12 protein-coding genes are annotated in these 22,502 nt (G+C 71.9%); 10 read left to right on the top strand and 2 right to left on the bottom strand.

Annotated elements, in window-relative coordinates; all coding sequences use genetic code 11:
• The first annotated feature begins 77 nt into the window (after positions 1–77).
• From fgd to BUB75_RS17300, 6 genes are all read left to right on the top strand, one after another.
• Positions 78–1,076, top strand: coding sequence for a glucose-6-phosphate dehydrogenase (coenzyme-F420) (gene fgd / locus BUB75_RS17325; RefSeq protein WP_073258303.1), 999 nt, complete (start codon positions 78–80; stop codon positions 1,074–1,076).
• 207 nt (positions 1,077–1,283) lie between these two features.
• Positions 1,284–3,575 (top strand): FxSxx-COOH system tetratricopeptide repeat protein, encoded by a 2,292-nt coding sequence (gene fxsT, locus BUB75_RS17320; protein WP_178379890.1) that lies wholly within the window; start codon positions 1,284–1,286, stop codon positions 3,573–3,575.
• A 526-nt stretch (positions 3,576–4,101) separates the two neighbouring features.
• Entirely contained in the window at positions 4,102–5,838 is a 1,737-nt protein-coding gene (locus BUB75_RS17315; RefSeq protein WP_084741349.1) for a fatty acyl-AMP ligase, read from the top strand.
• Positions 5,835–12,410, top strand: coding sequence for a type I polyketide synthase (locus BUB75_RS17310; RefSeq protein ID WP_073258299.1), 6,576 nt, complete (start codon positions 5,835–5,837; stop codon positions 12,408–12,410). Before BUB75_RS17315 ends, BUB75_RS17310 begins: the two co-directional genes overlap by 4 nt.
• Positions 12,407–13,999 carry an acyl-CoA carboxylase subunit beta gene (locus BUB75_RS17305; protein ID WP_073258297.1) on the top strand — a complete coding sequence of 531 codons (1,593 nt, stop codon included), beginning with the start codon at positions 12,407–12,409 and terminating at the stop codon, positions 13,997–13,999. Before BUB75_RS17310 ends, BUB75_RS17305 begins: the two co-directional genes overlap by 4 nt.
• A 14-nt stretch (positions 14,000–14,013) precedes the next feature.
• The gene (locus BUB75_RS17300; RefSeq protein WP_218617575.1) at positions 14,014–15,063 is read left to right on the top strand and encodes an alpha/beta hydrolase; all 1,050 of its coding nucleotides are present in this window, start codon (positions 14,014–14,016) and stop codon (positions 15,061–15,063) included.
• Between the two features lie 79 nt (positions 15,064–15,142).
• Here the strand turns inward: BUB75_RS17300 and BUB75_RS17295 are convergent, their stop codons facing one another.
• Entirely contained in the window at positions 15,143–17,263 is a 2,121-nt protein-coding gene (locus tag BUB75_RS17295; RefSeq protein ID WP_073258295.1) for an MMPL family transporter, read from the bottom strand.
• 38 nt (positions 17,264–17,301) lie between these two features.
• Between BUB75_RS17295 and BUB75_RS46270 the strand changes: the two genes are divergently transcribed.
• From BUB75_RS46270 to BUB75_RS17285, 3 genes are read left to right on the top strand one after another with little or no spacing between them, the layout of a single operon-like run.
• Positions 17,302–17,469 (top strand): hypothetical protein, encoded by a 168-nt coding sequence (locus BUB75_RS46270; RefSeq protein WP_178379889.1) that lies wholly within the window; start codon positions 17,302–17,304, stop codon positions 17,467–17,469.
• Between the two features lie 9 nt (positions 17,470–17,478).
• Positions 17,479–18,597, top strand: a complete 1,119-nt coding sequence (locus tag BUB75_RS17290; protein WP_073258293.1) for a sensor histidine kinase — start codon at positions 17,479–17,481, stop codon at positions 18,595–18,597.
• Positions 18,594–19,256 carry a response regulator gene (locus tag BUB75_RS17285; protein WP_073258291.1) on the top strand — a complete coding sequence of 221 codons (663 nt, stop codon included), beginning with the start codon at positions 18,594–18,596 and terminating at the stop codon, positions 19,254–19,256. Before BUB75_RS17290 ends, BUB75_RS17285 begins: the two co-directional genes overlap by 4 nt.
• On the opposite strand, the gene BUB75_RS17280 is transcribed toward BUB75_RS17285, so the two are convergent.
• Complete coding sequence (locus BUB75_RS17280) at positions 19,220–20,644, bottom strand: MFS transporter (RefSeq protein ID WP_084741347.1); 1,425 nt, start codon at positions 20,642–20,644, stop codon at positions 19,220–19,222. The genes BUB75_RS17285 and BUB75_RS17280 overlap by 37 nt on opposite strands.
• 545 nt (positions 20,645–21,189) lie before the next feature.
• On the opposite strand from BUB75_RS17280, the gene BUB75_RS17275 reads away from it, so the two are divergent.
• Positions 21,190–22,416, top strand: coding sequence for a helix-turn-helix domain-containing protein (locus BUB75_RS17275; protein ID WP_073258289.1), 1,227 nt, complete (start codon positions 21,190–21,192; stop codon positions 22,414–22,416).
• Positions 22,417–22,502: the final 86 nt, after the last annotated feature.

Here is a 22,502-nt window from a genome sequence, read left to right as displayed (position 1 = left end):
CACCCGCCCGGAATCGCGAGCGGGGCATGATGGGTGCGAGGGCGGCCCACGTCGGGTCCGGGCGGAGGGAGTCGTACGTGCTGAAGTTCGGGTACAAGGCGTCGGCGGAGCAGTTCGGTCCGCGCGAGTTGCTCGACTACGGCGTGCTGGCCGAGCAGGTGGGGTTCGACTCGGTGTGGGTGAGTGATCATCTGCAGCCGTGGCGGCACGACGGTGGCCACGCGCCGAACGCGCTGGCGTGGCTGGGTGCGCTGGGTGCGAGCACGGAACGCGTCACGATGGGCACCAGCGTTCTGACGCCGACGTTCCGCTACCACCCCGGGCTGGTCGCGCAGGTGTTCGCGACGCTCGGGCTGCTGTATCCGGGCCGGGTGATCCTCGGCGTCGGCTCGGGTGAGTCGATGAACGAGGTCCCCCTGGGCGTCGAGTGGCCGGACAACAAGGAACGGTTCGCCCGGCTCAAGGAAGCCATCGAGATCATCAAGCTGCTGTGGTCGGAGGATCGCGTCGACCACCAGGGCCGGTTCTGGAACCTGGAGAAGGCCACGATCTACGACAAGCCCGAGCAGCCGGTGCCGCTGTACGTGGCGGGGTCGGGTCCGGCGGCGACGCGGATGGCCGGCCGGATTGGCGACGGCTACATCACCACGAGCGGCAAGGCGCCCGAGCTCTACACCGACAAGCTGCTCCCGGCGCTCCACGAGGGCGCGGAGAAGGCCGGTCGCAGCGTGCAGGACCTCGACCTGATGATCGAGGTCAAGGTCTCGTTCGACCCGGACAAGGCCAAGGCACTCGAAGACACCCGGTACTGGGGTGCCCTCGCGCTCAAGCCCGAGGAGAAGAGCGACGTCGAGGACCCGATCGAGATGCAGCGGCTGGCCGACGCGCTGCCCACCGAGCGGACCGCGTCCCGATTCATCGTCTCCGACGAGCCCGAAGAGCACGTCGCGGCGATCAAGCGCTACCTCGACCTCGGGTTCACCCACCTGGTCTTCCACGCCCCCGGCCCGGACCAGGCGCGTTTCCTGAACCTCTACGGCGAACAGATCCTGCCCCGGCTGCGCAAACTCGGCTGACCGCGTCCGTCCACAAAGAGCGGCGTGACCGTCCAGGTCACGCCGCTCTTTTGTGCATGACTTCGGAACCGGCTGGGCATCCTCGGCAGGAGTGCTGACCGGGTGATGCGCTGACCTCGCGTGTGGACGGGCGTTTGCCGGTTACATTCAGACGTCAGAGTTGCACTCAATGTGGCCCCTGGGCCGCATCTGATCGAGGTGAGGGGCGTGAGCGGCGCGCGTCGGCGGTTTGTGATCTCGCACGTCGGCCGTGATCGGCCGTGGGCGGAGTGGATCGCGGCCAGGCTCGCCGACGCGGGAGAGCCCGACAGCATCGAGATCCGGCTGGTCAGCTGGCGCTGGAACGCCGGAACTTCGCTGGTCACCACCCTGGAGAACACGCTGCTGCAGGCCGAGGGCGGCGTCGATCGGATCGTGCTGGTGTTCTCCACCGCGATGATCGAGGCCCACGAGTACGCGGGCGATCGGCGTCCGGACCTCTCGTTGCTCGGCCGGGTCGTTCCGGTGCGGGTGGAACCGGTCGGCCTGCCCGAACCCTGGTCCGGGGTGTTCGGCCCGACGCTGTTCGACGTCTCGCCGGTCGAAGCGGCCAACCGTCTGGTCACGACCGTGCTCGGAGCCGGCGCGGCCACGGTCGCCTCGGACCGGCTGGCCCGGACCGTCGCCCGCGACCGGAGCGGCCCGGCGATCGTCACGCCCCGGCCCCGCCTGCCCGGCCACCGGCCGGACATCTGGAACGTCCCGGCGCGGACCGACGTCTTTGTGGGGCGGGACGAGGCGCTGGTCGCGCTGCGGACCGCGATCGTCGCCGACGGCCGCGTGGCGGTCGAAGGCCGGTTCGGGATGGGCGGCGTCGGGAAGACCCGGCTCGCGCTCGAGTACGCGCACCGCTTCGGCTCCGACTACGACCTGATCTGGTGGATCCCCGCCGACCGACCGGTGCTGGTGGGTGATCAGTTCGCGGCGCTCGCGGTACGGCTGGGGCTGGTGGGGCCGGAGACCGACACCGGTACCGCCGCCACCGTCGCCCGGACCTACCTGCGCAGGCACTCCGGCTGGCTGATCGTGTTCGACAACGCGGAGTCGGCCGAGGCGCTCGCACCCTGGCTGCCGGGCGGCGACGGGCACACGATCATCACCTCGCGGACGTCCGGGTGGGGACCGGTGGCGACGCCGCTGGAAGTGGAGTTGCTGAGCCGCGCGGAGTCGATCCAGCTGCTGCGCCACCGGGACCCCGGCCTGACCGTCGTGGAGGCCGGACGGCTGGCCGCGGTGCTGGGCGACCTGCCGCTGGCCGTGGTCCTCGCGGTGGGCTTCCTGGCCGAGACCGGCACCCGCGCGGGCGACTACCTGACCGAGCTCGCCCAGCACGTCGCCGACGTGCTCGACGAACAGCGCGCGGTGAACTACCCGCACGCGCTGGCGGGAGCGATCGCGACCGCGACGAGCTGGCTGGCCACGCGCGACCCGACGGCGCTGGCGGTCGCCCGGGTCTGCGCGTTCCTCGCGCCCCGCCCGATCCCGGTCGGCCTGCTGGGGCTTGCCGATCCGGTGCTGACCGACACCGGTGACGGCCGGGCCCGCCCGAGCCCGCGCGTGCAGTCCTCGGCCGCGCAAGCCCGGGCCGGGAGCGGTCCCTACCGGCATCCGCTGGCCGCGCTGGAAGGGATCTCGGACGGCAGCGCGCTCCTGCAGCGCAGCGTCGGCCGGTTGCAGCGGCTCGGCCTGGTCGAGGTCGAGCGGGTGACCCGCTTCGGCGTCGGCGTGGGCGACCCGTTGAACGGCAGCAACGGCGTGGTGAGCCTGCACCGGCTGGTCTCCGCGATCCTGCGCGACCAACTCGGCGACGACCGCAGGGACGACGTCCGCGCCCACGTGGACGCGCTGGTCGCCGCCGCCGATCCCGGCGATCCCACCGATCCGCACCGGTGGAGCAGCTGGATGCTGCTCCTGCCGCACCTCTACGCCGCGGAGCCGGCGCACACCGACAACGGGGCGCTGCGCGCAACCGCGGTATCCGCGGCCCGCACGCTGCTGGCCAGGGGCGACGTCCGGTCGGCGCGGGACCTGGCCGACCAACTGCACCGCCGTTGGCTCGACCGGCTGGGGCCGGACCACGAGGACACGCTGCGGGCGGCCCGCTGCCTGGCGCAGACACTTCGGACGCTCGGCCGGTTCGACGCCGCCCAGGAACTGGACGCCGACGTGCTGCGCCGCCGCCGCGAGACGCTCGGCGAGGACCATTCCGACAGCCTCGCCGCCGCCACGGATCTCGCCGACGACGCCTACGCGCTCGGCGACGTCGGCATGGCGCGCGCGCTCGACGAGGAGATCCTGGCACGGCGTCAGCGCGTTCTCGGGGAATCGCACCCGAGCGCGATCGAGTCGGCCCGCAGGCTGGCGCGTGACCTGACCGCGCTCGGCGAGGCCAAGCGCGCGGAGGAACTGCGTTCCTGGGTGGAGCGGGCCGAGGCCGACCGCCGCCGCCCCGCGGGCTGATCCGGGATCATCCGACCTGCGTAATCTCGAATGTGGGGCACGCAAAACGTTCCGCACTCCGCGGATAAGGTAATGATAAGGATTTAGGACATCGCACCTAACCGTGGGTGACGCCATTGTCGGCACATATATTTCGGAATCGATAACCCCCGGAAAGTCGTAGCAGGTATCTGCCGCGGTACGATTCCCCCGCTCCACCCTTGTGACCTGGATCGAGTCTCTACGCCCCGCGCCTGCCCACAGTGACCTGGGTGTCTCCGGTCAAACGGCATGACCGTGAGTGATTGTGTCGCCGATGACAATTTCTGGCGGAATTGCACTCAGTAGGTCGATAGCTTCGCCCGCAATGCCCCCGGTACGCATTTCGGCAGGCCGCCCGGAACGGGATTCGGTCTTGACAGTGTTCGATGGCGTAAATATCGTGACCGCACTCCACCGGTCTGGCAATCCGCGAAAAGAATAACGATCGGTTGTGGGGTGTTCTCCGGCCTTCCCCGTACCGCGCCACACGTTCAAGGGAGACCCGATGTCCCGCACCGCGGCCCCTGCGGCCATCGTCCCCGACCGGATGTCACCGCTGCCGGCGCACCTGGCCTACTGGGCCGGTCGCACTCCCGACGAGCCCGCGCTCACGTTTCTCGACTACCTCTACAGCCCGGACGGCATCGCCCGCACGCTCACCTGGGCGCAGCTCGACCGGCGCGTCACCGCGGCCGCCGCACGGCTGCAGCAACTCGTGCGACGCGGGGAACGGGTCGCGCTGCTGGCCCCGCAAGGGCTCGAGTACGTCGTCGGTTTCCTCGGTGCCCTGCGCGCGGGTGTGATCGCGGTTCCGCTGTTCACCCCGGACCTGCCCGGACACGGCGACCGGCTGGCGGCCGTGGTCGCAGACGCCGAGCCCGCGTGCGTCGCGACCACGACCGCTGCCGAGACGGCAGTGCGGGACTTTCTCGCGGCCGAAGGCCTCGCGCCGAGCGTCCTGGTGTTGGACGCGGATCAGCCGGAGCCCGAGTTCAGCCCGGTCGAGCTCGACCCGGACGAGGTCGCCTACCTGCAGTACACGTCGGGTTCCACCCGGACGCCGTCCGGCGTGATGATCAGCCACCGCAACGTCGTGGCGAACACGCACCAGGGGTCGGTGCTCTACGGCGCCGAGTACGGCCGTTCGACGCTGGTCAGCTGGCTGCCGCTCTTCCACGACATGGGGTTGGTGCTGACCGCGTGCGGCGGTGTCGTCTACGGCATCCCCGCGGTGTTCACCGACCCGGTGGCGTTCCTGCTGCGTCCGGTGCGCTGGCTGGAGATGCTCTCCCGGTACCCGGGCGGCATCACGGCCGCGCCGAACTTCGCGTTCGACTACTGCGCGAAGCGGATTCCGCCGGAGGAGCGGGCCGGGCTCCGGCTGGAGAACGCCGACCTGGTCATCAACGCGGCCGAGCCGGTGCTGGCCGAGACCCTGGACCGATTCGCCGAGACGTTCGCGCCGCACGGCCTGCGCCGCGACGTACTGTCCGGCGCCTACGGCCTCGCCGAGGCGACGGTGCTGGTGACGTGCTGGGCGTTCGACGAGCCGTTCCGGGAGCGCACGTTCGACGTCGAACAGCTCTCGCGGGGGATCGCGACCACCGCGGTGACGAGTCGTGGCCAGCGGATGGTGGCCTGCGGCGGCCCGGAGAACCCCGAGGGCGCGCAGCTCGCGATCGTCGACCCGGACACCCGGCAGCGCTGCCCCGACGGGCGCGTCGGCGAGATCTGGGTGACCGGCCCGAACGTGTCCGCCGGCTACTGGAAACGGCCCGAGGACACCGCCGAGACGTTCGGCGCGAACTTGGACGGCGCCGTCTGGCTCCGCTCCGGTGACCTCGGCGTCCTCGTCGACGGGGATCTCTACGTCACCGGCCGGATCAAGGACCTGATCATCCTCGACGGCCGCAACCACTACCCGCAGGACGTCGAGGTGACGGTCGAGGACGCGCACCCGGTCGTCGGGCGGCATCGGGTCGCCGCGTTCTCGGTGCCCGCGCCGGACGGCGAGGCGATGGTCGTCGTCGCCGAGGTGTCCCGGCACGCCACCCCGAGCGTGGGTGAGCTCGACGAGGCCCGGACCGCGATCCGGCGGGCGGTGTCCGCCCGGCACGGCGTCCCGCTGCACGACGTCGTCCTGGTCGACCCGAACGACGTCCCACGGACGTCCAGCGGAAAGATCGCGCGGTCCGCGACGCGCGACCGCTACCTCGCCGGATCCCTGGTGGTCGCCCGATGAACGAGCGTGAACTCACCGAGTGGCTCGTCGCTCGGATCGCGGCCGCCACCGGCGCCGACCCGGCCGACATCGACCCGCATCATCCGCTCGGCGAGATCGGCCTCTCGTCCCGCGACTCGGTGGCGATCATCGGCGAGCTGGAGCGGGTGCTCGGGCGCTCACTCGCGCCGACGCTGGTCTGGGAGTTCCCCACGGTCCAGCGGTTGGCCGCCGGACTCGCGTCCGTCAGTAACAGCGCGAGCCCGTCGACCGGCTCGCCGGTACGTGGAGCCACCGGCGAGCCGGTCACGGGCCGTCGCAGCGAAGGGGAGCCGATCGCGATCGTGGGCCTCGGGTGCCGCTTCCCCGGCGACGTCCGGACGCCCGCCGAGTTCTGGGAGCTGCTCGCCGAGGGTCGCAACGGCGTCCGGAAAGTGCCGGAAGACCGCTGGGAGCAGTTCAGCGACGGGTCGGCCGGGGACCAGGCCGTGATCGACGGGACTACCCGGTGGGGTGGCTACCTCGGTGACGTCACCGGCTTCGACGCGGAGTTCTTCGGGATCACGCCGCGCGAGGCCGAGTTGATGGACCCGCAGCAGCGGCTGCTGCTGGAGGTCGCCTGGGAGGCGCTGGAGCACGCCGGCCTGGTCCCGGAGAGCCTGCGCGGCACCGCGACCGGCGTCTTCGTCGGCGCGTCCGGCACCGAGTACGGCCACCTCACCGGCGCGAGCCTGCAGGCGATCGACGCCTGGACCGCGACCGGCTCGGCGCTCTCGATCGTCAGCAACCGGCTCTCGTACCTGCTGGACCTGCGCGGTCCGAGCGTCACGCTGGACACCGCGTGCTCGTCGTCGCTGGTCGCCGTGCACCAGGCGTGTCAGAGCCTGCGGGCGGGGGAGAGCGACACCGCGCTGGCGGGCGGCGTCAACCTGCTGCTGTCGCCGTCGGTGACCGTGACGTTCGACCAGGCCGGGGCACTGGCCCCGGACGGCAGGTGCAAGACGTTCGATGCCGACGCCGACGGGATCGCCCGCGGCGAGGGCTGCGGCGTCGTTGTCCTCAAGCGACTGTCCGACGCCCGGCGCGACGGCGATCGGGTGCTGGCGGTGATCCGCGGCTCCGGCGTCAACCAGGACGGGCGGTCGAACGGCCTCACCGCGCCGAACCCGGTCGCGCAGACCGACCTGCTGCGGCGCGTCTACGCCGCCACCGGTCTGTCCCCGACCGAGATCGACTACGTCGAAGCGCACGGCACGGGGACGCTGCTCGGCGACCCGATCGAGGCGCAGGCCCTCGGCGCGGCGCTCGGGGCCGGACGCGAGATCGACCGGCCGCTGCTGATCGGCTCGGTGAAGACGAACCTCGGTCACCTGGAAGCGGCCGCGGGTGTGGCCGGGCTGATCAAGGTCGTGCTGGCGATGGTCAACCACCGGATCCCGGCCAGCCTGCACTACACCGCGCCGAACCCGCACATCCCGTTCGAGGACGCCCGGCTCGCGGTCGCGGACCGCAGCCTTCCGTGGCCCCGGTACGCCGGTGTCGCCAGGGCCGGGGTGTCCGCGTTCGGCTTCGGCGGTACGAACGCGCACGTCGTGCTGGAGGAGCACCCCACGGCCCCGCCGCCGCGCAGCCGCCGCCGCGAAACCGAGCCGGTCGTGAGCCTGCCGCTGTCCGCGCCGACGCCCGAGCGGCTGCGCACCGCCGCCGGGGCGCTGGCGGACTGGCTCGAGTCGCCCGCCGGCCGTCAGGCGCGCCCCGCCGAGGTTGCCGCCACGCTGGCGCACCACCGCGGCCAGGGGCGGACCCGGGCCGTCGTGGTGCACCGCGAGGGCGAAGGCGGCTCCGCGAGCACGGTCACTGACGCGGCGGTCGAGTCGCTACGCCGCCTCGCGGCGGGCGAGGAGTGGCCGGGCGTCGTCACCGGCCCCGCCCGCCCGGCCCCGCCCGCGAAGGGCCCGGTCTGGGTGTTCTCCGGGTACGGCTCGCACTGGGCGGGCATGGGGCAGCGGCTGTACCGCGAGGAGCCGGTGTTCGCCGACGCGGTGGATGCGCTCGACCCGCACCTGGTCGCGATCGCCGGGTTCTCGCTGGCCGCGCTGGTCGAGAGCGGCGAGAAGCCGCGCGACCTGGCCGTGATCCAGATCGCGACGTTCGGGATCCAGCTCGCGCTGACCGCGGTCTGGCGCGCGCACGGCGTCGAACCGGCCGCCGTGATCGGCCACTCGATGGGCGAGATCACCGCCGCGGTGGTGGCCGGGGCGCTGTCGCCCGAGGACGGCGTCCGCGTGATCACGTTGCGGTCGAACCTGATGGTCGAGGCCGCCCGGCGCATCCTGTCCGGCGGCGGTGACCTGGGCGGGACGGCCGTCGTCGACCTCACCGCCGACGAGGTCGACGCGTTGGCCTCGCGCTGGCCCGGGGTGGGCGTCGCGGTGTACGCGTCCCCGACGCAGTGCACGGTCGCGGGCGACAGCGCCCAGCTGGCCGAGCTGGTCGCGCACGTGGAGTCGCTCGGCCGCGCGGCGCGGATGGTCAACGTCAAGGGCGCCGCCCACTCACCGATCATCGACGTGATCCTCGACGACTTCCGGGCGGGTCTGACCGGCCTCACGCCGCACGAACCGTCGATACCGCTGTACGGCACGGTGTTGCCCGATCCCCGGACGGTTCCGGCGTTCGACCCGGAGTACTGGGCGGCGAACGTCCGGCGGTCGGTGCGGTTCACCCAGGCGGTCGCCGCGGCCGCCGCCGACGGGCACACGGTGTTCGTCGAGGTCTCGCCGCATCCGATCGCGACCGTGCCGACCGGGCAGACACTCGAAGCCGCCGGGGTCGCCGCGCCGGTGCTGGCCTGGACGCTGCGCCGCGACACCGACGACCTGGTCACGTTCGCGTCCAACGTCGCGACGCTGCACGCCCACGGCGTCCCGGTCGACCTGCGGATCGCCCCCGGGCGGCTGGTGGACCTGCCGACGACGCCGTGGCGGCACCGGCCGCACTGGGTCGCCGCGCGTCCCCGCCACACCGTTCCGGCGGGCGTCCACCCGCTGCTCGGCGTCCACGTCGAGATGCCGGGGCAGCACGCGTTCCGCGGGAACGTCGGTACCGAGGCGGTCAGCTGGCTGGCCGATCACCGGGTGCACGGCGTGGTCGTGCTGCCCGGTGCGGCATTCGCCGAACTCGCGCTCGCGGCCGCGGTCATCGCGTTCGGCGTCCCGGCCGGACGAGTCGCGCTGACCGACCTGGAGCTGCAGCAGATCCTGCCGCTCAGCGCGTCGACCGAGCTGACGACCACGCTGACCGGCGCCGGAGCGGTCGAGGTCTGGGGCCGCTCGGCCGCCGGCGACTGGATCCGCTACGCCACGGCGACCGTGTCGATCACGGACGAACCGCTGCCGGACCCGGAACCGTCGTCGCCGGGCGGCGAGGCCGTCGACCTCTACACGCGTGTGCCGCTCGCGGGCCAGTCCTACGGTCCCGCGTTCCGCGGCGTCGTCCACGCGACCCTGCCCCCGGCCTCCGCAGCGAGCGGCCCGGCAGCGAGCGGCCCGGCGGCGGGCGACGGCGTCGGGCGGGCCACGGCGCGGGTGACGTTGCCGGAGGCGGCGGGTAGCGCCGCCGGTTACCACGCGCACCCCGCCCAGCTCGACGCGCTGCTGCAGACGCTGGCCGTGGCCGCGCTGGCGTACGACGTCCCGACCGACTCGATCTACCTGCCGGCCGGCATCGGCGCGCTGCGGCTGGCCGGGCCGTTACCCGCCGAGGTGCACGCCGACGTGACGCTGGTGCCGTCGGGCGACAACGGCGCGCTCGGGACCGTGCGGGTCCGCGACGCCGAGGGCGCGCTGGTCGCCGAGCTCCGCGACGTCTACCTGCGCCGCGCGGACCGCGGTTCGGTGCCGGTGCCGCTGGCGGAGAAGCTGTTCGAAGCCGCCTGGGAACCCGCCGAACGGCTCGAGGCGGCACACGACGGACGATGGCTGGTGCTCGGGTCCGGCGACCGCGCCGACCGGGTTGGTGTCCTTCTGGGGGACGCCGGACAGCAGGTGATTCCCGGCACCGATCTCGCGCCGGACGTCACCGACGTACTGGTGCTCCCCGACCACGGGTCGCCCGAGCAGGCCGTGCTGGCGGTGGCTCGCGCTGCTCAACTGCTCAGCGACACAGCGTCCCCACCCCGGTTGTGGACGGGAACCACCGGCGCCGCCGCGGTCGCCGACGGCGAGGTCGTCGAACCGGCCGTAGGCGCGGTTCGGGCGCTGATCCGGGTGCTCGGCGTCGAGCATCCCGAGCTCACCGCGACGCTGGTCGACGCGGACTCCGCCGAAGCGCTGGTGTCCGAGCTGCTCGCGCACGCGCCCGACACCGAGATCGCCCGTCGTGGTGACCGCCGCTGGGTGGCCCGCCTGACCCGGGTCGAGCTGCCGGACGCCACCGGCGGGCCGCTGGTCCGGCCCGGCGGGTACGTGATCTCCGGTGGCCTCGGCGGGCTGGGCCTGCTGCTCACTTCCTGGCTGGCCGAGCGCGGCGCCGGGCGGATCGTCCTGAACAGCCGCCGCGGCACCGCGACACCCGAGGTAGCGGACGCGCTGGACCGGCTACGGGCGGGCGGCACCGAGATCGAGGTCGTCACCGGCGACATCGCGGAGCCGGGTGTCGCCGAGGAACTGGTCGCCGCCGCGACGTCCGGTGACCTGCCGCTGCACGGCGTCGTCCACGCCGCCGGAACGCTGGCCGACCAGGCCGTACTGAACCTCGACGCGGAAACCCTGCAGCGGGTCTGGTCGCCGAAGGTGACCGGTGCGCTGCGCCTCCACGAGGCCGTGGGAGACACCGGCCTGGACTGGTTCCTCGTGTACTCCTCGGCCGCCGGGCTGCTCGGCTCGCCGGGCCAGGCGAGCTACGCGACCGCGAACGCCTGGCTGGACGCGTTCGTGGAGTGGCGGCGGGCCCAGGGGCTGCCGGCCACCAGCATCCAGTGGGGTGCGTGGGCGCAGGTCGGCGGTGCCAGGGACACCACGAACGCGCTGCTGGAGCCGATCACCCCGGAGGAGGGCATGGAGGCGCTGGCCGCCGTGCTCGGCTCCGGCCGGGCGGTGACCGGTGTGACCAGGCTCAACGCCGCCCAGGTGCTCGCGCTGTTCCCGCGGGTCGGGCAGATCCCGTTCTTCGCGCACGTCATGGCCGAGCTGTCGGTGCCGGACGAGCCCACGGCGGACTGGATCGGCGTCGAGGCGCTACGAGCGCTGGAACCGACGCAGGCCTGGGACGGGTTGATCGACCGGTTGCTGGCCCGCGTCGGCGGCATCATGGGGTACCGCGCCGGTGATCTCGATTTCGAGACACCGCTGACCGAGCTCGGGCTGGACTCGCTGATGGCGATGCGGGCCAAGAACGCGGTGGAGGCCGACTTCGGCGTCCAGCTGCCGGTACGCCTGCTGTTGCAGGGCGCGAGCCTGGACGACTTCGTCCGCCACATCGGGAGCGAGATCGGACTGCCGGAGAGGGAAGCGTCCGCGACGCCGAAACGCAAGGTTCTCGCCGGGCGCGACCACACCGAGCGGCTGCTGCGCGGGCTGATCGAAGAGGTGCTCGACCGCACGGACGTCAGCGTCGACGAGGAGTTCGCCGGCGACCGGGCCGCGGCCGAACGCGTCCGCGAGCTGGTGCTCACCCGCGCGCCGGACCTGCCGTACGACGTCGACACGCTGTTCGCGAACCCGACGATCGCCGCGATGGCCGACCTGGTGCGGCCGTACTACGAGGGATCACCGTCGCCGCTGCGGGTGCTGCGAGCCGAGGGCAGCAGGCGGCCGCTCTTCCTCGCGCATCCGGCAGGCGGGCCGAGCAGCGTCTACCAGGAACTGGTCAGCCTGCTGCACCCGGACCAGCCGGCCTACGGGCTGGAGCGGATCGACGAGCTGATCACGATCGAGGCGAAAGCCGCGCGGTACATCGAGCTGATCCGCGAGGTGCAGCCGCACGGGCCCTACCAGCTCGGCGGGTGGTCGCTCGGCGGGTGTGTCGCCTACGAGATGGCTCAGCAGCTCCGCGCCGACGGCGAGGAGGTGGCGTTCGTGGCAGTGATCGACACGATCGTCCCGCTGCCGCCGGAGCCGGGGAAGTCCGAGCAGGAGCTGATCACCGACCGCCTGATGGGGTTCCTCAATTACCTGCACGACATCTACGGCATCCAGGTCGAGATCCCGTACGACGAGCTGTTCCAGCTGGACGACATCGCCCAGACCGACCTGCTGATGAAGCTGATGGCCGACGCCGGACTCGGCATGAGCAAGGGCATCCTGCAGCACCAGCGGGACTCCTACCTGGACATGCGGGTCGCCGAGCGGTACCGGATCCAGCCGTACGACGGGCGGGTCATCCTCTACCGCGCCACCGAGGCCGCCGACCTCATCGCCGCGCAGGACCCCCGCTACCTCCGCACCGACGAGGCCCTCGGCTTCGACGAGTGGTGCTCGAACCTGGAGGTCGTCCCGCTTCCGGGCGACCACCTGTCGCTGATCGACCGTCCCAACCTCGACGTGCTGGCGAGTCACCTCGACGGGGTCCTCGCCGAGGAAGGTGCTCGATGACGACTACCGAGCTTCCCCGCAGTACCGCGGGGGGCACCGCCGCGAAGATCGCCGAGCTGGCCCGGCGCCGCGAGGTATCCCGGCAGGGCTCGATGGCCTCGGTGGAGAAGCAGCACGCGAAAGGCAAGCTCACCGCCCGCGAGCGGATCGAGGCGTTCCTCGATCCGGGCACGTTCGTCGAGGTGGACGAGTTGGCACGGCACGGCGCCGGCGCCTACGGCGACGACGCCAGGGAGTTGTACGGTGACGGCGTCGTCACCGGTTACGGGCTGGTGAGCGGCCGGCCGGTCTGCGTCTACGCGCAGGACTTCACGGTGTTCGGCGGCAGCGTCGGCGAACGCGTCGGGCAGAAGATCGTGAAGGTCATGCAGCGGGCGATCGACGTCGGCTGCCCGATCGTCGGGATCAACGACTCCGGCGGCGCCCGGATCCAGGAGGGCGTCGCGTCGCTCGCCGCGTACGCGGAGATCGGCTACCACATCGGGCTCGCGTCCGGCGTGGTGCCGCAGGTCTCGCTGATCCTCGGCCCGTGCGCCGGGGGAGCGGTCTACGGCCCGGCGGCCACCGACATCGTCGTGATGGTCGAGAAGACGTCGCACCAGTTCGTCACCGGCCCGGACGTCATCCGCGCGGTGACCGGCGAACAGGTGACGTTCGAGGAGCTGGGCGGGCCGTCCACGAACGCCGCGGCGGGCAACGTGCACTACGTCGCGGCCGACGAGAAGGACGCGTTCGACTGGGTGCAGACGCTGCTGTCGTACCTGCCGTCCAACAACCTGGACGAGGCACCGGACTTCGGTGCCGAAACCGAGTTGGAGATCGTCGCCGACGACCTCGGGCTCAACGCGGTGATCCCGGACGAGCCCAACCGGCTCTACGACATGACGACCGTGATCCAGTACCTGGTCGACGACGGCGAGTTCCTGGAGATGCAGGCCGCTTTCGCGCCGAACCTGCTGGTCGGGCTGGCCCGTCTCGAGGGCCGCACGGTGGGGATCATCGCGAACCAGCCGATGCACCTGTCCGGGGCGCTGGACATCGACGCGTCGGAGAAGGGCGCGCGCTTCATCCAGTTCTGCGACGCGTTCAACATCCCGATCCTGACGCTGGTCGACGTGCCGGGTTACCTGCCGGGGCTCGAGCAGGAGCGGGGCGGGTTGATCCGGCGCGGCGTGAAGCTGTCGTTCGCGTACGCGACGGCGACCGTGCCGATGGTGACCGTGATCGTGCGGAAGGCCTACGGCGGCGGGTACGCGTCGATGGGCTGCAAGCACTACCGCGTCGACACGAACCTGGCGTGGCCGACCGCCGAGATCGCGGTGATGGGCGGCGAGGCTGCGGTCAGCGTGCTGTTCCGGCGGCAACTGCAGGAGGCGGCCGCCGCCGGTAACGACGAATACGTCCGCGACGCGCTGATCGCGGCCTACCGTGCCGAGAAGTGCACACCGTACGAGGCCGCCGAGCGGGGCTACATCGACGCGGTGATCGCACCCTCGGAGACCCGCATCGAGGTCGCGAAGGCGCTGCGCATGCTGCGGACGAAACGCAAGACCGGTCCGGCCCGGAAGCACTCCAACATCCCACTGTGAGAGGTCGTCCCCCGATGAGATTCGTCCGCCTGCGGCGGTTGCGGTCCGAACTGCGCATGCGGACGCTGTGCGCAGCGCTGGCGCTCGTGGTCGGCGGCGCGCTCGGCGCGGTGGCCGTCCCGGCGGCGGCGCAGCAGCCGGCGGCGGCGCCCGGGCTGATCGTCGGGTCGGCGGCGCGGGCCGACGACGGCGCGTACGTCGTCTCCGAGACGCTCGTCGGCCCCCGCACGGTGGACCTGCTGATCCACTCGCCCGCGCTCGGCGGGAACGTCTCGACGCGGCTGCTGCTGCCGAAGGACTGGGCAGCCAACCCGACCGTCACCTGGCCGACGCTCTGGCTGCTGCACGGCGCCGGGGAGCCGCAGGACTACAAGTCGTGGACGCACTTCACCAACGTCGAGGCGTTCACCGCGGACAAGAACGTGCTGGTCGTGATGCCCAGCGACGGTCAGGCCGGCTTCTACACCGACTGGTTGTTCGGCGGCTCGGCGAAACCGCGCAAGTGGGCGACGTTCCACATGGTCGAGTTGTTCCAGCTGCTCGAGCGCGGGTACCGGGCCGGGCCGAACCGGGCGATCGCCGGCCTGTCGCTGGGCGGGTACGGCGCGCTGACCTACTCGTTCCAGTACCCGGGCCGGTTCAAGTCGGCGGCGTCCTACAGCGGTCTGGTCGACACGCTGTTCCCCGGCGCGCCGGTGCTGGTGCAGGCGATGGTGCTGCGCGCCGGTGAGCTGCCGATCCAGATGTGGGGCGACCCGGTGCTGAACTTCTTCGGCTGGGCGGCGCGGAACCCGGCGTCGAACGTGGCCAAGCTGCGCGGGATGCGGCTGTATCTCTCGTGCGGCAACGGCAAGACCGAGACGGGTGACGCTCCGCTGGACGCGACGCTGCTGGAGAGCGTCGCCGCGCCGGCGAACGACGCGCTGGCGTCGAAGCTGCGCGCGGCGGGCATCCCGGTGACCACCGACCTCGGCAACACGGGCGTCCACGCCTGGCCGTACTGGGAGCAGAAGCTCCGCTCGTCGTGGCCGGTCCTGGCCGCGGGCCTCGGCGTCCCCGCCTGAGCCCGGCAGGCAGGCTCCGGCCCGGCGCCGTCTGAGCCCGGCCGTTTCCGGCCCGGCCCCGCGGGGCCGGGCCGGCCGGTCAGACCTGGACGGGTTCGCGGACGTCGTCGGCCGCTGCGGGCGACGGCGTCCGGCGCCAGGGCATCCACCAGTTCGCCCGTCCGCACAGCTCCATCACCGCGGGGACGAGCACCATCCGGACGACCGTGGCGTCGATGAGCACCGCCACGGCCATACCGAATCCGGCCTGCTTGACCGAGATGTCCGGACCGAGCAGCGACGTCGTGAAGACCGCGATCATGATCGCCGCCGCGGCCGTGATGACCTTGGCGGTCCGGGCCAGCCCGCGCGCGACGGCAGCCCGGGTGTCGCCGGTGCGTTCGTACTCCTCGCGGACCCGCGAGATCAGGAACACCTCGTAGTCCATCGACAGCCCGAACAGGATCGGGAACATCATCATCGGCAGCCAGGTCGTGATCGGCATCGCGGTGGGGAAGCCGAGCGCGGTGCCGAACCAACCCCACTGCACGACCGCGACCAGGACGCCGTACGCGGCGCCGATCGACAGCAGGTTCATCACGGCGGCCTGCAGCGCGATCGTGACCGACCGGACCAGCGCGATCAGCAGCACCAGCGACATCGCGAGGACAACGGCGATCATCAGCGGCAGGCGCGAACTGATCTCCTCGGCCGAATCGATCGCGAGCGCGTTCGGGCCGCCGATGTGGACGCCGTCCCCGCCGGGCGCCGCGGGCAGCACGTCGTTGCGGAGTTCGTGCACCAGGTCCGCGGTCGCCTCGTCCTGGAACCCGGTCGTGGGGTATGCCATGAACGTGGCGGCCTGCTGGTCCGCGCTGATCCGCGGCGGCGTGACGTAGGCGATGCCCGGGGTCGCGCGGACCGCGTCGACGACGGGGCGCAGGTCGGCGTCCGAATCGACGCGGGTGGCGAAGACCAGCGGTGCACCGTACCCGGGGCCGAAACCCTCGGAGACGATCTCGTGCGAGGTGTAGCTGCTGCGGTCGCGCGGCTGGACGCTTGCGTCCGGCAGGCTCAGCCGCATCGACAGCGCCGGAGCGGCCAGCACCAGCAGCGCCACACCGGCCAGCGCGGCGGCGACCAGCGGCCTGCGCTGCACGACGGCGGCCCAGCGCTCGGCCGGAGCCCTGCGGTTCTTCCGCGCGCGGCGAGGCAGGCGCATCCCGAGGATCCGGTAGCCGGTGAAACCCAGGAACGCCGGGAGCAGCGTCACCGCGGCGACCATCGTGACCAGGACCGTCACCGAGGCGCCGATGGCCACGCCGGTCATCATCCGCAGCCCCATCGTGACCAGGCCGAGCAGCGCGATCACGACCGTGGTTCCGGCGAACAGCACGGCGCGGCCCGCGGTGGCGATCGCGGTGACCGTCGCGGCCTCCGGCTCGTCGCCGTTCTGCAGGCTCTCCTTGTAGCGGGTCACGATGAACAGCGCGTAGTCGATGCCGACACCGAGCCCGATCATCGCGGCGATGAGCACGGTGAAGTCCGGTGAGGGAGCGAGGTGCCCGGCGAGCTTCATCAGCGCGATGCCGCCGACGATCGCCAGCAGCGCGGTGGCGATCGGCAGGCCCATCGCCACCAGCGATCCGAACGCGATGAAGAGGATCACCGCCGCCGCCAGGACGCCGACGCTCTCGGCCGCGCCCTGCGGCGGCGTTTCGGCCTTCTCCGCCGCCTTGCCGCCCAGGCCCAGCGTCACACCGTCGCCGGAGGCCTCCTTGACCGTCGTCACCAGCGGCTCGACATCGGCCTCCGAGACCTCGGCCGCGGTCAGCGGGATCGTCGTTCTGGCGATCCGGCGGTCCGCCGTGACCAGGCTCCGATCCTGGTAGGGCGAGGTCACCGGCCCGGTGACCGGTGAGGCGGCCAGGTCGGCGATGACGGCCTCGATCGTGCGCCGGGCGGCCGGATCGTCGATGCCGTTGTCGGCCTTGATCGCCAGCGTCAGCGTGTCGCCCTGCTGGTCGGGGAAGTGCTCTTCGATCAGCGACTGCGCTCTGGCCGACCCGGAGTCGCCGCCGGAGGCGGAGTTGTCGGACGCGGCGCCGAACCCGAATCCGGCGAACGCCACGGCGATGACGCCGACGATCCAGGTCGCGACGACCAGGCGGCGGCGTCGGTAACAGAGCCGCGCCAGCGAGGCCAGTATTCCGGTCGACATCGGATGCTCCTCGGGGTTGGGAACCGTCGTGGCCGATCGTGTCGCCGGAGACCGCGCAGGTCGTCTGGCAGACGCAGACACTTCGGACTGCCGCGGAGGGCGTGGGAACGCTGCTGCGGGCGCCGCAGAAACCGCAGAACTACTGCGTGCGCAGTAGGCGGATGCTCGTCGCCGAGCACGACTCGCGCGCCGCGCCCGCGGGTTAGGGTGCGGCCATGAGCACAGGACGGCCCGGTCTCCGGCCGGCTGTCACAGACTGGGCGATCGCCGTCTGCGTGGCCGCGACGGCGGTGTTCACCGGGCTGTCCGGTGCGGGTTCCGGCGTCCCGGGTGTGGTGCTGCTGGCGCTGGGTGGTCTCGCGCTGGTGGTTCGCCGCCGGGCTCCGATCCCTGTCCTGGTCGCGATCGGGCTGTGCACCGTCGGCTACCAGGCCCTGGGGTACGACGTGCCTGCCGTCGCGTATCTGGTCGCGGTGTACTCCGCGGTGCGGGCCGGGCACCGTCTGCTCACCGTGCTGGTGTCGGTGGTGATGCTGGCCGCGCTGCCGCTCGCAGTGCTGATCGCCGTCGTGGACGGATCGGTGAGCCAGGCGCTCGCACAGGCCCGCGGTGCGCTGGAGCTGGCCTGGCTGATCGCCGCCGGCGCGGCCGGCGAGGCGCTGCGGCAGGCCGAGCGGCGGGCGGACGAAGCCGAGCGCACCCGCGAGGAGACCGCGCGGCGGCGGGCGAACGAGGAGCGGTTGCACATCGCGCGTGAGCTGCACGATTCCTTGACCCACCAGATCTCGATCATCAAGGTGCAGGCCGAGGTCGCCGTGCACCTGGCGAGCAAGCGCGGGGAGCAGGTGCCGGAGTCACTCCTCGCGATCCGGGACGCCGGCCGGGAAGCGACCCGGGAGCTGCGGGCGACGCTGGAGGCGCTGCGCGAGGACGGCAAGACGCCGTCGAACGGGCTCGACCACGTTCCGGAACTCGTGGAACGGGCCCGCGCGACCGGCTTGGACGCGACGCTGACGATCGCGGGGCAGCGGCTCGACGTGCCGGTCGCGGTGGATCGGACCGCGTACCGGATCGTCCAGGAGTCGCTCACGAACATCGCAAGGCACGCGGCCGCCGCGACGGCCTCGGTGCGGATCGACTACCGCCCGGACGCCCTCGCGATCCGCGTCGAGGACGACGGCAAGGCCACGCCCGCGACCGCGCCGGAACCGGGCGTCGGGCTGCTCGGGATGCGTGAGCGGGTCACCGCGCTCGGCGGGCGACTGCGGGCGGAGCCGCGGGACGAGGGCGGTTTCACCGTCCACGCCGAACTCCCGGTCGGCCGGGCGTCGTGATCCGCGTCCTGCTGGTCGACGACCAGCCGCTGCTGCGCAGCGGGTTCCGCGCGATGCTCGACGCCGAAGACGACATCGAGGTGGTCGCCGAGGCCGCCGACGGCGCCGAGGGGGTGGCGCTGGCCCGGGAGTACCTGCCGGACATCGCGCTCGTCGACATCCAGATGCCGGTGATGGACGGCGTCGAGGCGACCAGGCGCATCGCGGCGGACCCGGCGCTGGCCCGGGTGCACGTCGTCATCCTGACCAACTACGGCGTGGACGAGTACGTGTTCGACGCGCTGCGGGCGGGCGCCGCCGGTTTCCTGGTCAAGGACATCGAGCCGGAGGACTTCCTGCATGCCGTCCGGGTCGCGGCGCGCGGTGACGCGCTGCTCGCGCCGTCGATCACCCGCAGGCTGATCGACCGGTACGTCACCGAGCCGTTCCGCGCCGGCGTCGGATCCGGGCTGGCCGAACTCACCAACCGCGAGCGCGAGACCGTCGCGCTGGTCGCGCATGGCCTGTCCAACGACCAGATCGCCGAACGCCTGGTGATCAGCCCGCTGACCGCGAAGACCCACGTCAACCGGGCGATGGTCAAGCTCGGGGTCCGGGACCGCGCGCAACTCGTGGTCGTCGCCTACGAATCCGGGCTGGTGACGCCGCGCACGGGCTGAAGCGGACGAACCGGCTCCGCGGCGGGGAACGGGCGGAGCGTGACGAGGCTGATCGCACCACCGAGCAGGGTGAGCGCGGCGGAGCACCAGAGGCCGAGCGCGTACCCGCTCGCGAACGCATCCACCGGAGCTGCCCCGTCCGCCGTCGCCGCCGCCTCGCGGGCCGCGACGACCGCGCCGGTCAGCGCGATCCCGAGCACGCCGGAGACCTCCCGGGACACGCTCACCACCGCGGCCGCGACGCCGGCCTTCGCCTCCGGCACCACCTCCAGCACCGCCGACGTCAGCGGTGTGGTCAGTGCGGAGCCGACCCCGATCAGCACCAGGCCGGGTAACAGCATCGCTGCCGTGTCGCCACGGCCGACGAACGAGACCCACACCAGCCCGATCGCGATCAGCACCATCCCACCGGCAACCGTGCGGTGGACGCCGGCTCGGTTGGCGAGCAGCGCGGAGACCGGGACGAACAGCACCAGCGCGATCGCCAGCGGCACGAACATCGCCCCGGCGGCCGTGGGGCTGAGCGCGAGCACGTCCTGGAGGAACAGCGACGTGAAGAAGAAGACCCCGTTGATGCCGAGGCCCCAGAGCACCTGGGCGGCGGTGCCGCCGCTGAACACCCGGTTCGCGAACAGCGTCACGTCGATCATCGGTGCCTGCGCGAACCGTTCGACGACGACGAACGCGGCACCACCGACGACCGCGAGCACGGCGGCGATCAGGATGTCGGGCGAGCCCAGGCCCTTGGCATGGCCCTCGATCAGCGCGTACGCCAGCGCGGTCATCGCCACGGTCGAGGTGACCAGCCCGGCGACGTCGATGCCCTGGCCGTCGGCTCGCGACCGCCCGATCGTCCGGGCGCCCAGCGCCATCGTGAACAACCCGATCGGGACGTTGAGGAAGAAGATCCAGCTCCAGTGCCAGTACTCGGCCAGCGCGCCGCCGACCACCGGGCCCAGCGCGAGCGACAGCGCGATCGACGCGGTGAAGATGCCCGCGCCGAGATGCCGGGCGGCCGGCGCGACGTCGGCGGCCAGTACCGCGAGCGTGGACGGCAGCACCAGCGCGGCGCCGACGCCCTGGAGCACCCTGGCGCCGACCAGAAAGTCACCGGACGTGGCGAACCCGGCCAATACCGAGGCGCCGACGAACAGCCCGAGTCCGATCAGGAACACCCGCCGCCTGCCGTACAGATCGGTCAAGCGGCCGCCCGCGAGCAGCAGGCCGGAGAACGCGAGGATATAGCTCGTCGCGATCCATTGAAGGCCGCTGACCGGCAGGCCGAACTCCCGTTGCATCGACGGCAGCGCGACATTCACGACCGTGTTATCTAGCGACGTGACAAATGCTGCGAGCGCAATTGGCACCAGCACCACACGAGAAGTCACCGACGTCCTCCTTGTGCCGCCGCCGGGTGGTTTCGCCGTGACGCGGACGATCACGTCCGACCGTTTCCGCCCCGATGGTCACGCCATCATCGCAGAACGACCACGACGAAGTGGGCGATTCGTGCGAATTTGACTAATCTCGTGGAGGAGTCTGTCGCGGCCGTCGAGAAAGCGTCCACAGCGTGTTCTGAATGCGGAAAGGTTGCTCGGGAAACGGCCGCCCCCTCCTCACCGAGGGTATTTCCTGGAAATGGCAGAGCGGAACGAAAATTCGTGGTACTGCCAAAATTTCTGGTTCCGTGGGCGTAACTTGTCTGTTGACAGTTGCAACGCCTTGTTAATAGTCTGCCGTCAGTTTCGCATTACTGTCTGTGGCTTCGGGGTCGTCACAGGACGTTGCGCGAGCCACGCGCGCAGCCGCCTCCTCTCCGACCGAAGGCACCCTTCCGGTGTCCGGGGTGATGTGCAGCTTCCGCGTGCTCGCGATGCAGGTATCGCCGTGCGTCACCCGGCCGCCACGGGTCGGGTCGGCTGGAGGTGGCCAGATGTCGCAGTTAGCCCTGCGCCCAGGGGCGTTCGAACCCTGGGCGGGCCTGCCGTCCGAGTTGGCAGAGATCATCAAGCCCGAACTCGGCACGTTGGCCGAGGAGATCGTCGAGGCGGTGCGGGAGCGCATCCCTGAGTTCGGCCAGTCGATGGGCGAACCGTACGAGTACGTGATCCGCGTCGGGGTCGAGCGTGCGCTCACCCAGTTCGCGGACAAGGTCGGCGACCCGAGCCTCACCGTCGACGACTGGGACGCCGTGCACCGCAAGCTGGGGTACGGCGAATATCAGCAGGGCCGCAGCCTGGACGCGTTGCAAGCCGCGTACCGGCTGGGTGCCCGGGTCGCCTGGCGGCGGCTGGCCGACGCCGGGCTGCGGCTGGAGCTGCCCGCGCCGCTGCTGTTCCAGCTGGGCGAGGCGGTGATCGCGTACGTCGACCAGCTCGCCGCGCTGTCGGTCGAGGGGTACGCGGAAGCGCAGGCCCACGCGGCCGGCGCGAGGGAACGCCGGCGGCGGCAGCTGATGCAGATGCTGCTGTCCGACCCACCACCGTCCGCGGCGGCGATCGCCGACCTGGCGAAGTCGGCGCGGTGGACGGTGCCCGAGCGGTTGGTGGCCGTCGCGCTGGAGCCGCGCGCCGACGACCGGGAGCTGACGCTGCCGGACCTGGGGCCGGCCGTGCTGGTCGACCTGGAGGGCGCCGAACCCTGCCTGCTCGTGCCGGAACCGCAGCTGGACCGCACCGAGGGTGCGCTCCGCACGGTCCTGCACGGTTCGCGGGCGGCGCTCGGACTTCCGGTGCCGGTGCAGGACGCGCGGCGGTCGCTGCGCTGGGCCCGGCGTGCGCTGGCGCTGCTCCGGCGCGGGACGCTGAGCGGTAAGCACGTCGTCCGCAGCAACGACCACCTGTCCACGCTGATGCTGCTGGCCGACGAGCCGCTGGTCGAGCTGTTCGCCGCGCAACGGCTGGCACCGCTCCGGCAGCTCACCGTGAAACAGCAGGCGCGGCTGAGCGAGACCCTGCTCGCGTGGCTGGAGACCCGGGGTGGGGCGCCGGAGGTGGCGTCGCGGCTCCAGGTGCACCCGCAGACCGTGCGGTACCGCCTGCGGCAGCTCGAGGCGCTGTTCGGCGAGCAACTGCACGACCCCGACTCGCGGTTCGAGCTCGAGTGCGCGCTCCGTGCGCTGACCGTCCTCCGCGGCCCGACGGTCTTGGACGCGGACTGACGCGAAAGCGGGCTCTAACGACTCGTTAGAGCCCGCATTCGCGTCAGCGCACGGTCGGGACGCAGACCTCGGCGTACTCCTCGGCG

It is taken from the genome of Cryptosporangium aurantiacum (assembly GCF_900143005.1).
GTDB lineage: Bacteria > Actinomycetota > Actinomycetes > Mycobacteriales > Cryptosporangiaceae > Cryptosporangium > Cryptosporangium aurantiacum.
The sequence above is the reverse complement of the archived record's forward strand: the minus strand, read 5'-3'. Positions and strand labels throughout refer to the sequence as shown.

Coding starts and splice junctions, on each gene's coding strand:
- BUB75_RS17275 (WP_073258289.1), top strand. CDS start 21,190: ATGTCGCAGTTAGCCCTGCGCCCAGGGGCGTTCGAACCCTGGGCGGGC.
- BUB75_RS17310 (WP_073258299.1), top strand. CDS start 5,835: ATGAACGAGCGTGAACTCACCGAGTGGCTCGTCGCTCGGATCGCGGCC.
- BUB75_RS17290 (WP_073258293.1), top strand. CDS start 17,479: ATGAGCACAGGACGGCCCGGTCTCCGGCCGGCTGTCACAGACTGGGCG.
- BUB75_RS17295 (WP_073258295.1), bottom strand. CDS start 17,263: ATGTCGACCGGAATACTGGCCTCGCTGGCGCGGCTCTGTTACCGACGC.
- BUB75_RS17305 (WP_073258297.1), top strand. CDS start 12,407: ATGACGACTACCGAGCTTCCCCGCAGTACCGCGGGGGGCACCGCCGCG.
- BUB75_RS17300 (WP_218617575.1), top strand. CDS start 14,014: ATGAGATTCGTCCGCCTGCGGCGGTTGCGGTCCGAACTGCGCATGCGG.
- BUB75_RS17315 (WP_084741349.1), top strand. CDS start 4,102: ATGTCCCGCACCGCGGCCCCTGCGGCCATCGTCCCCGACCGGATGTCA.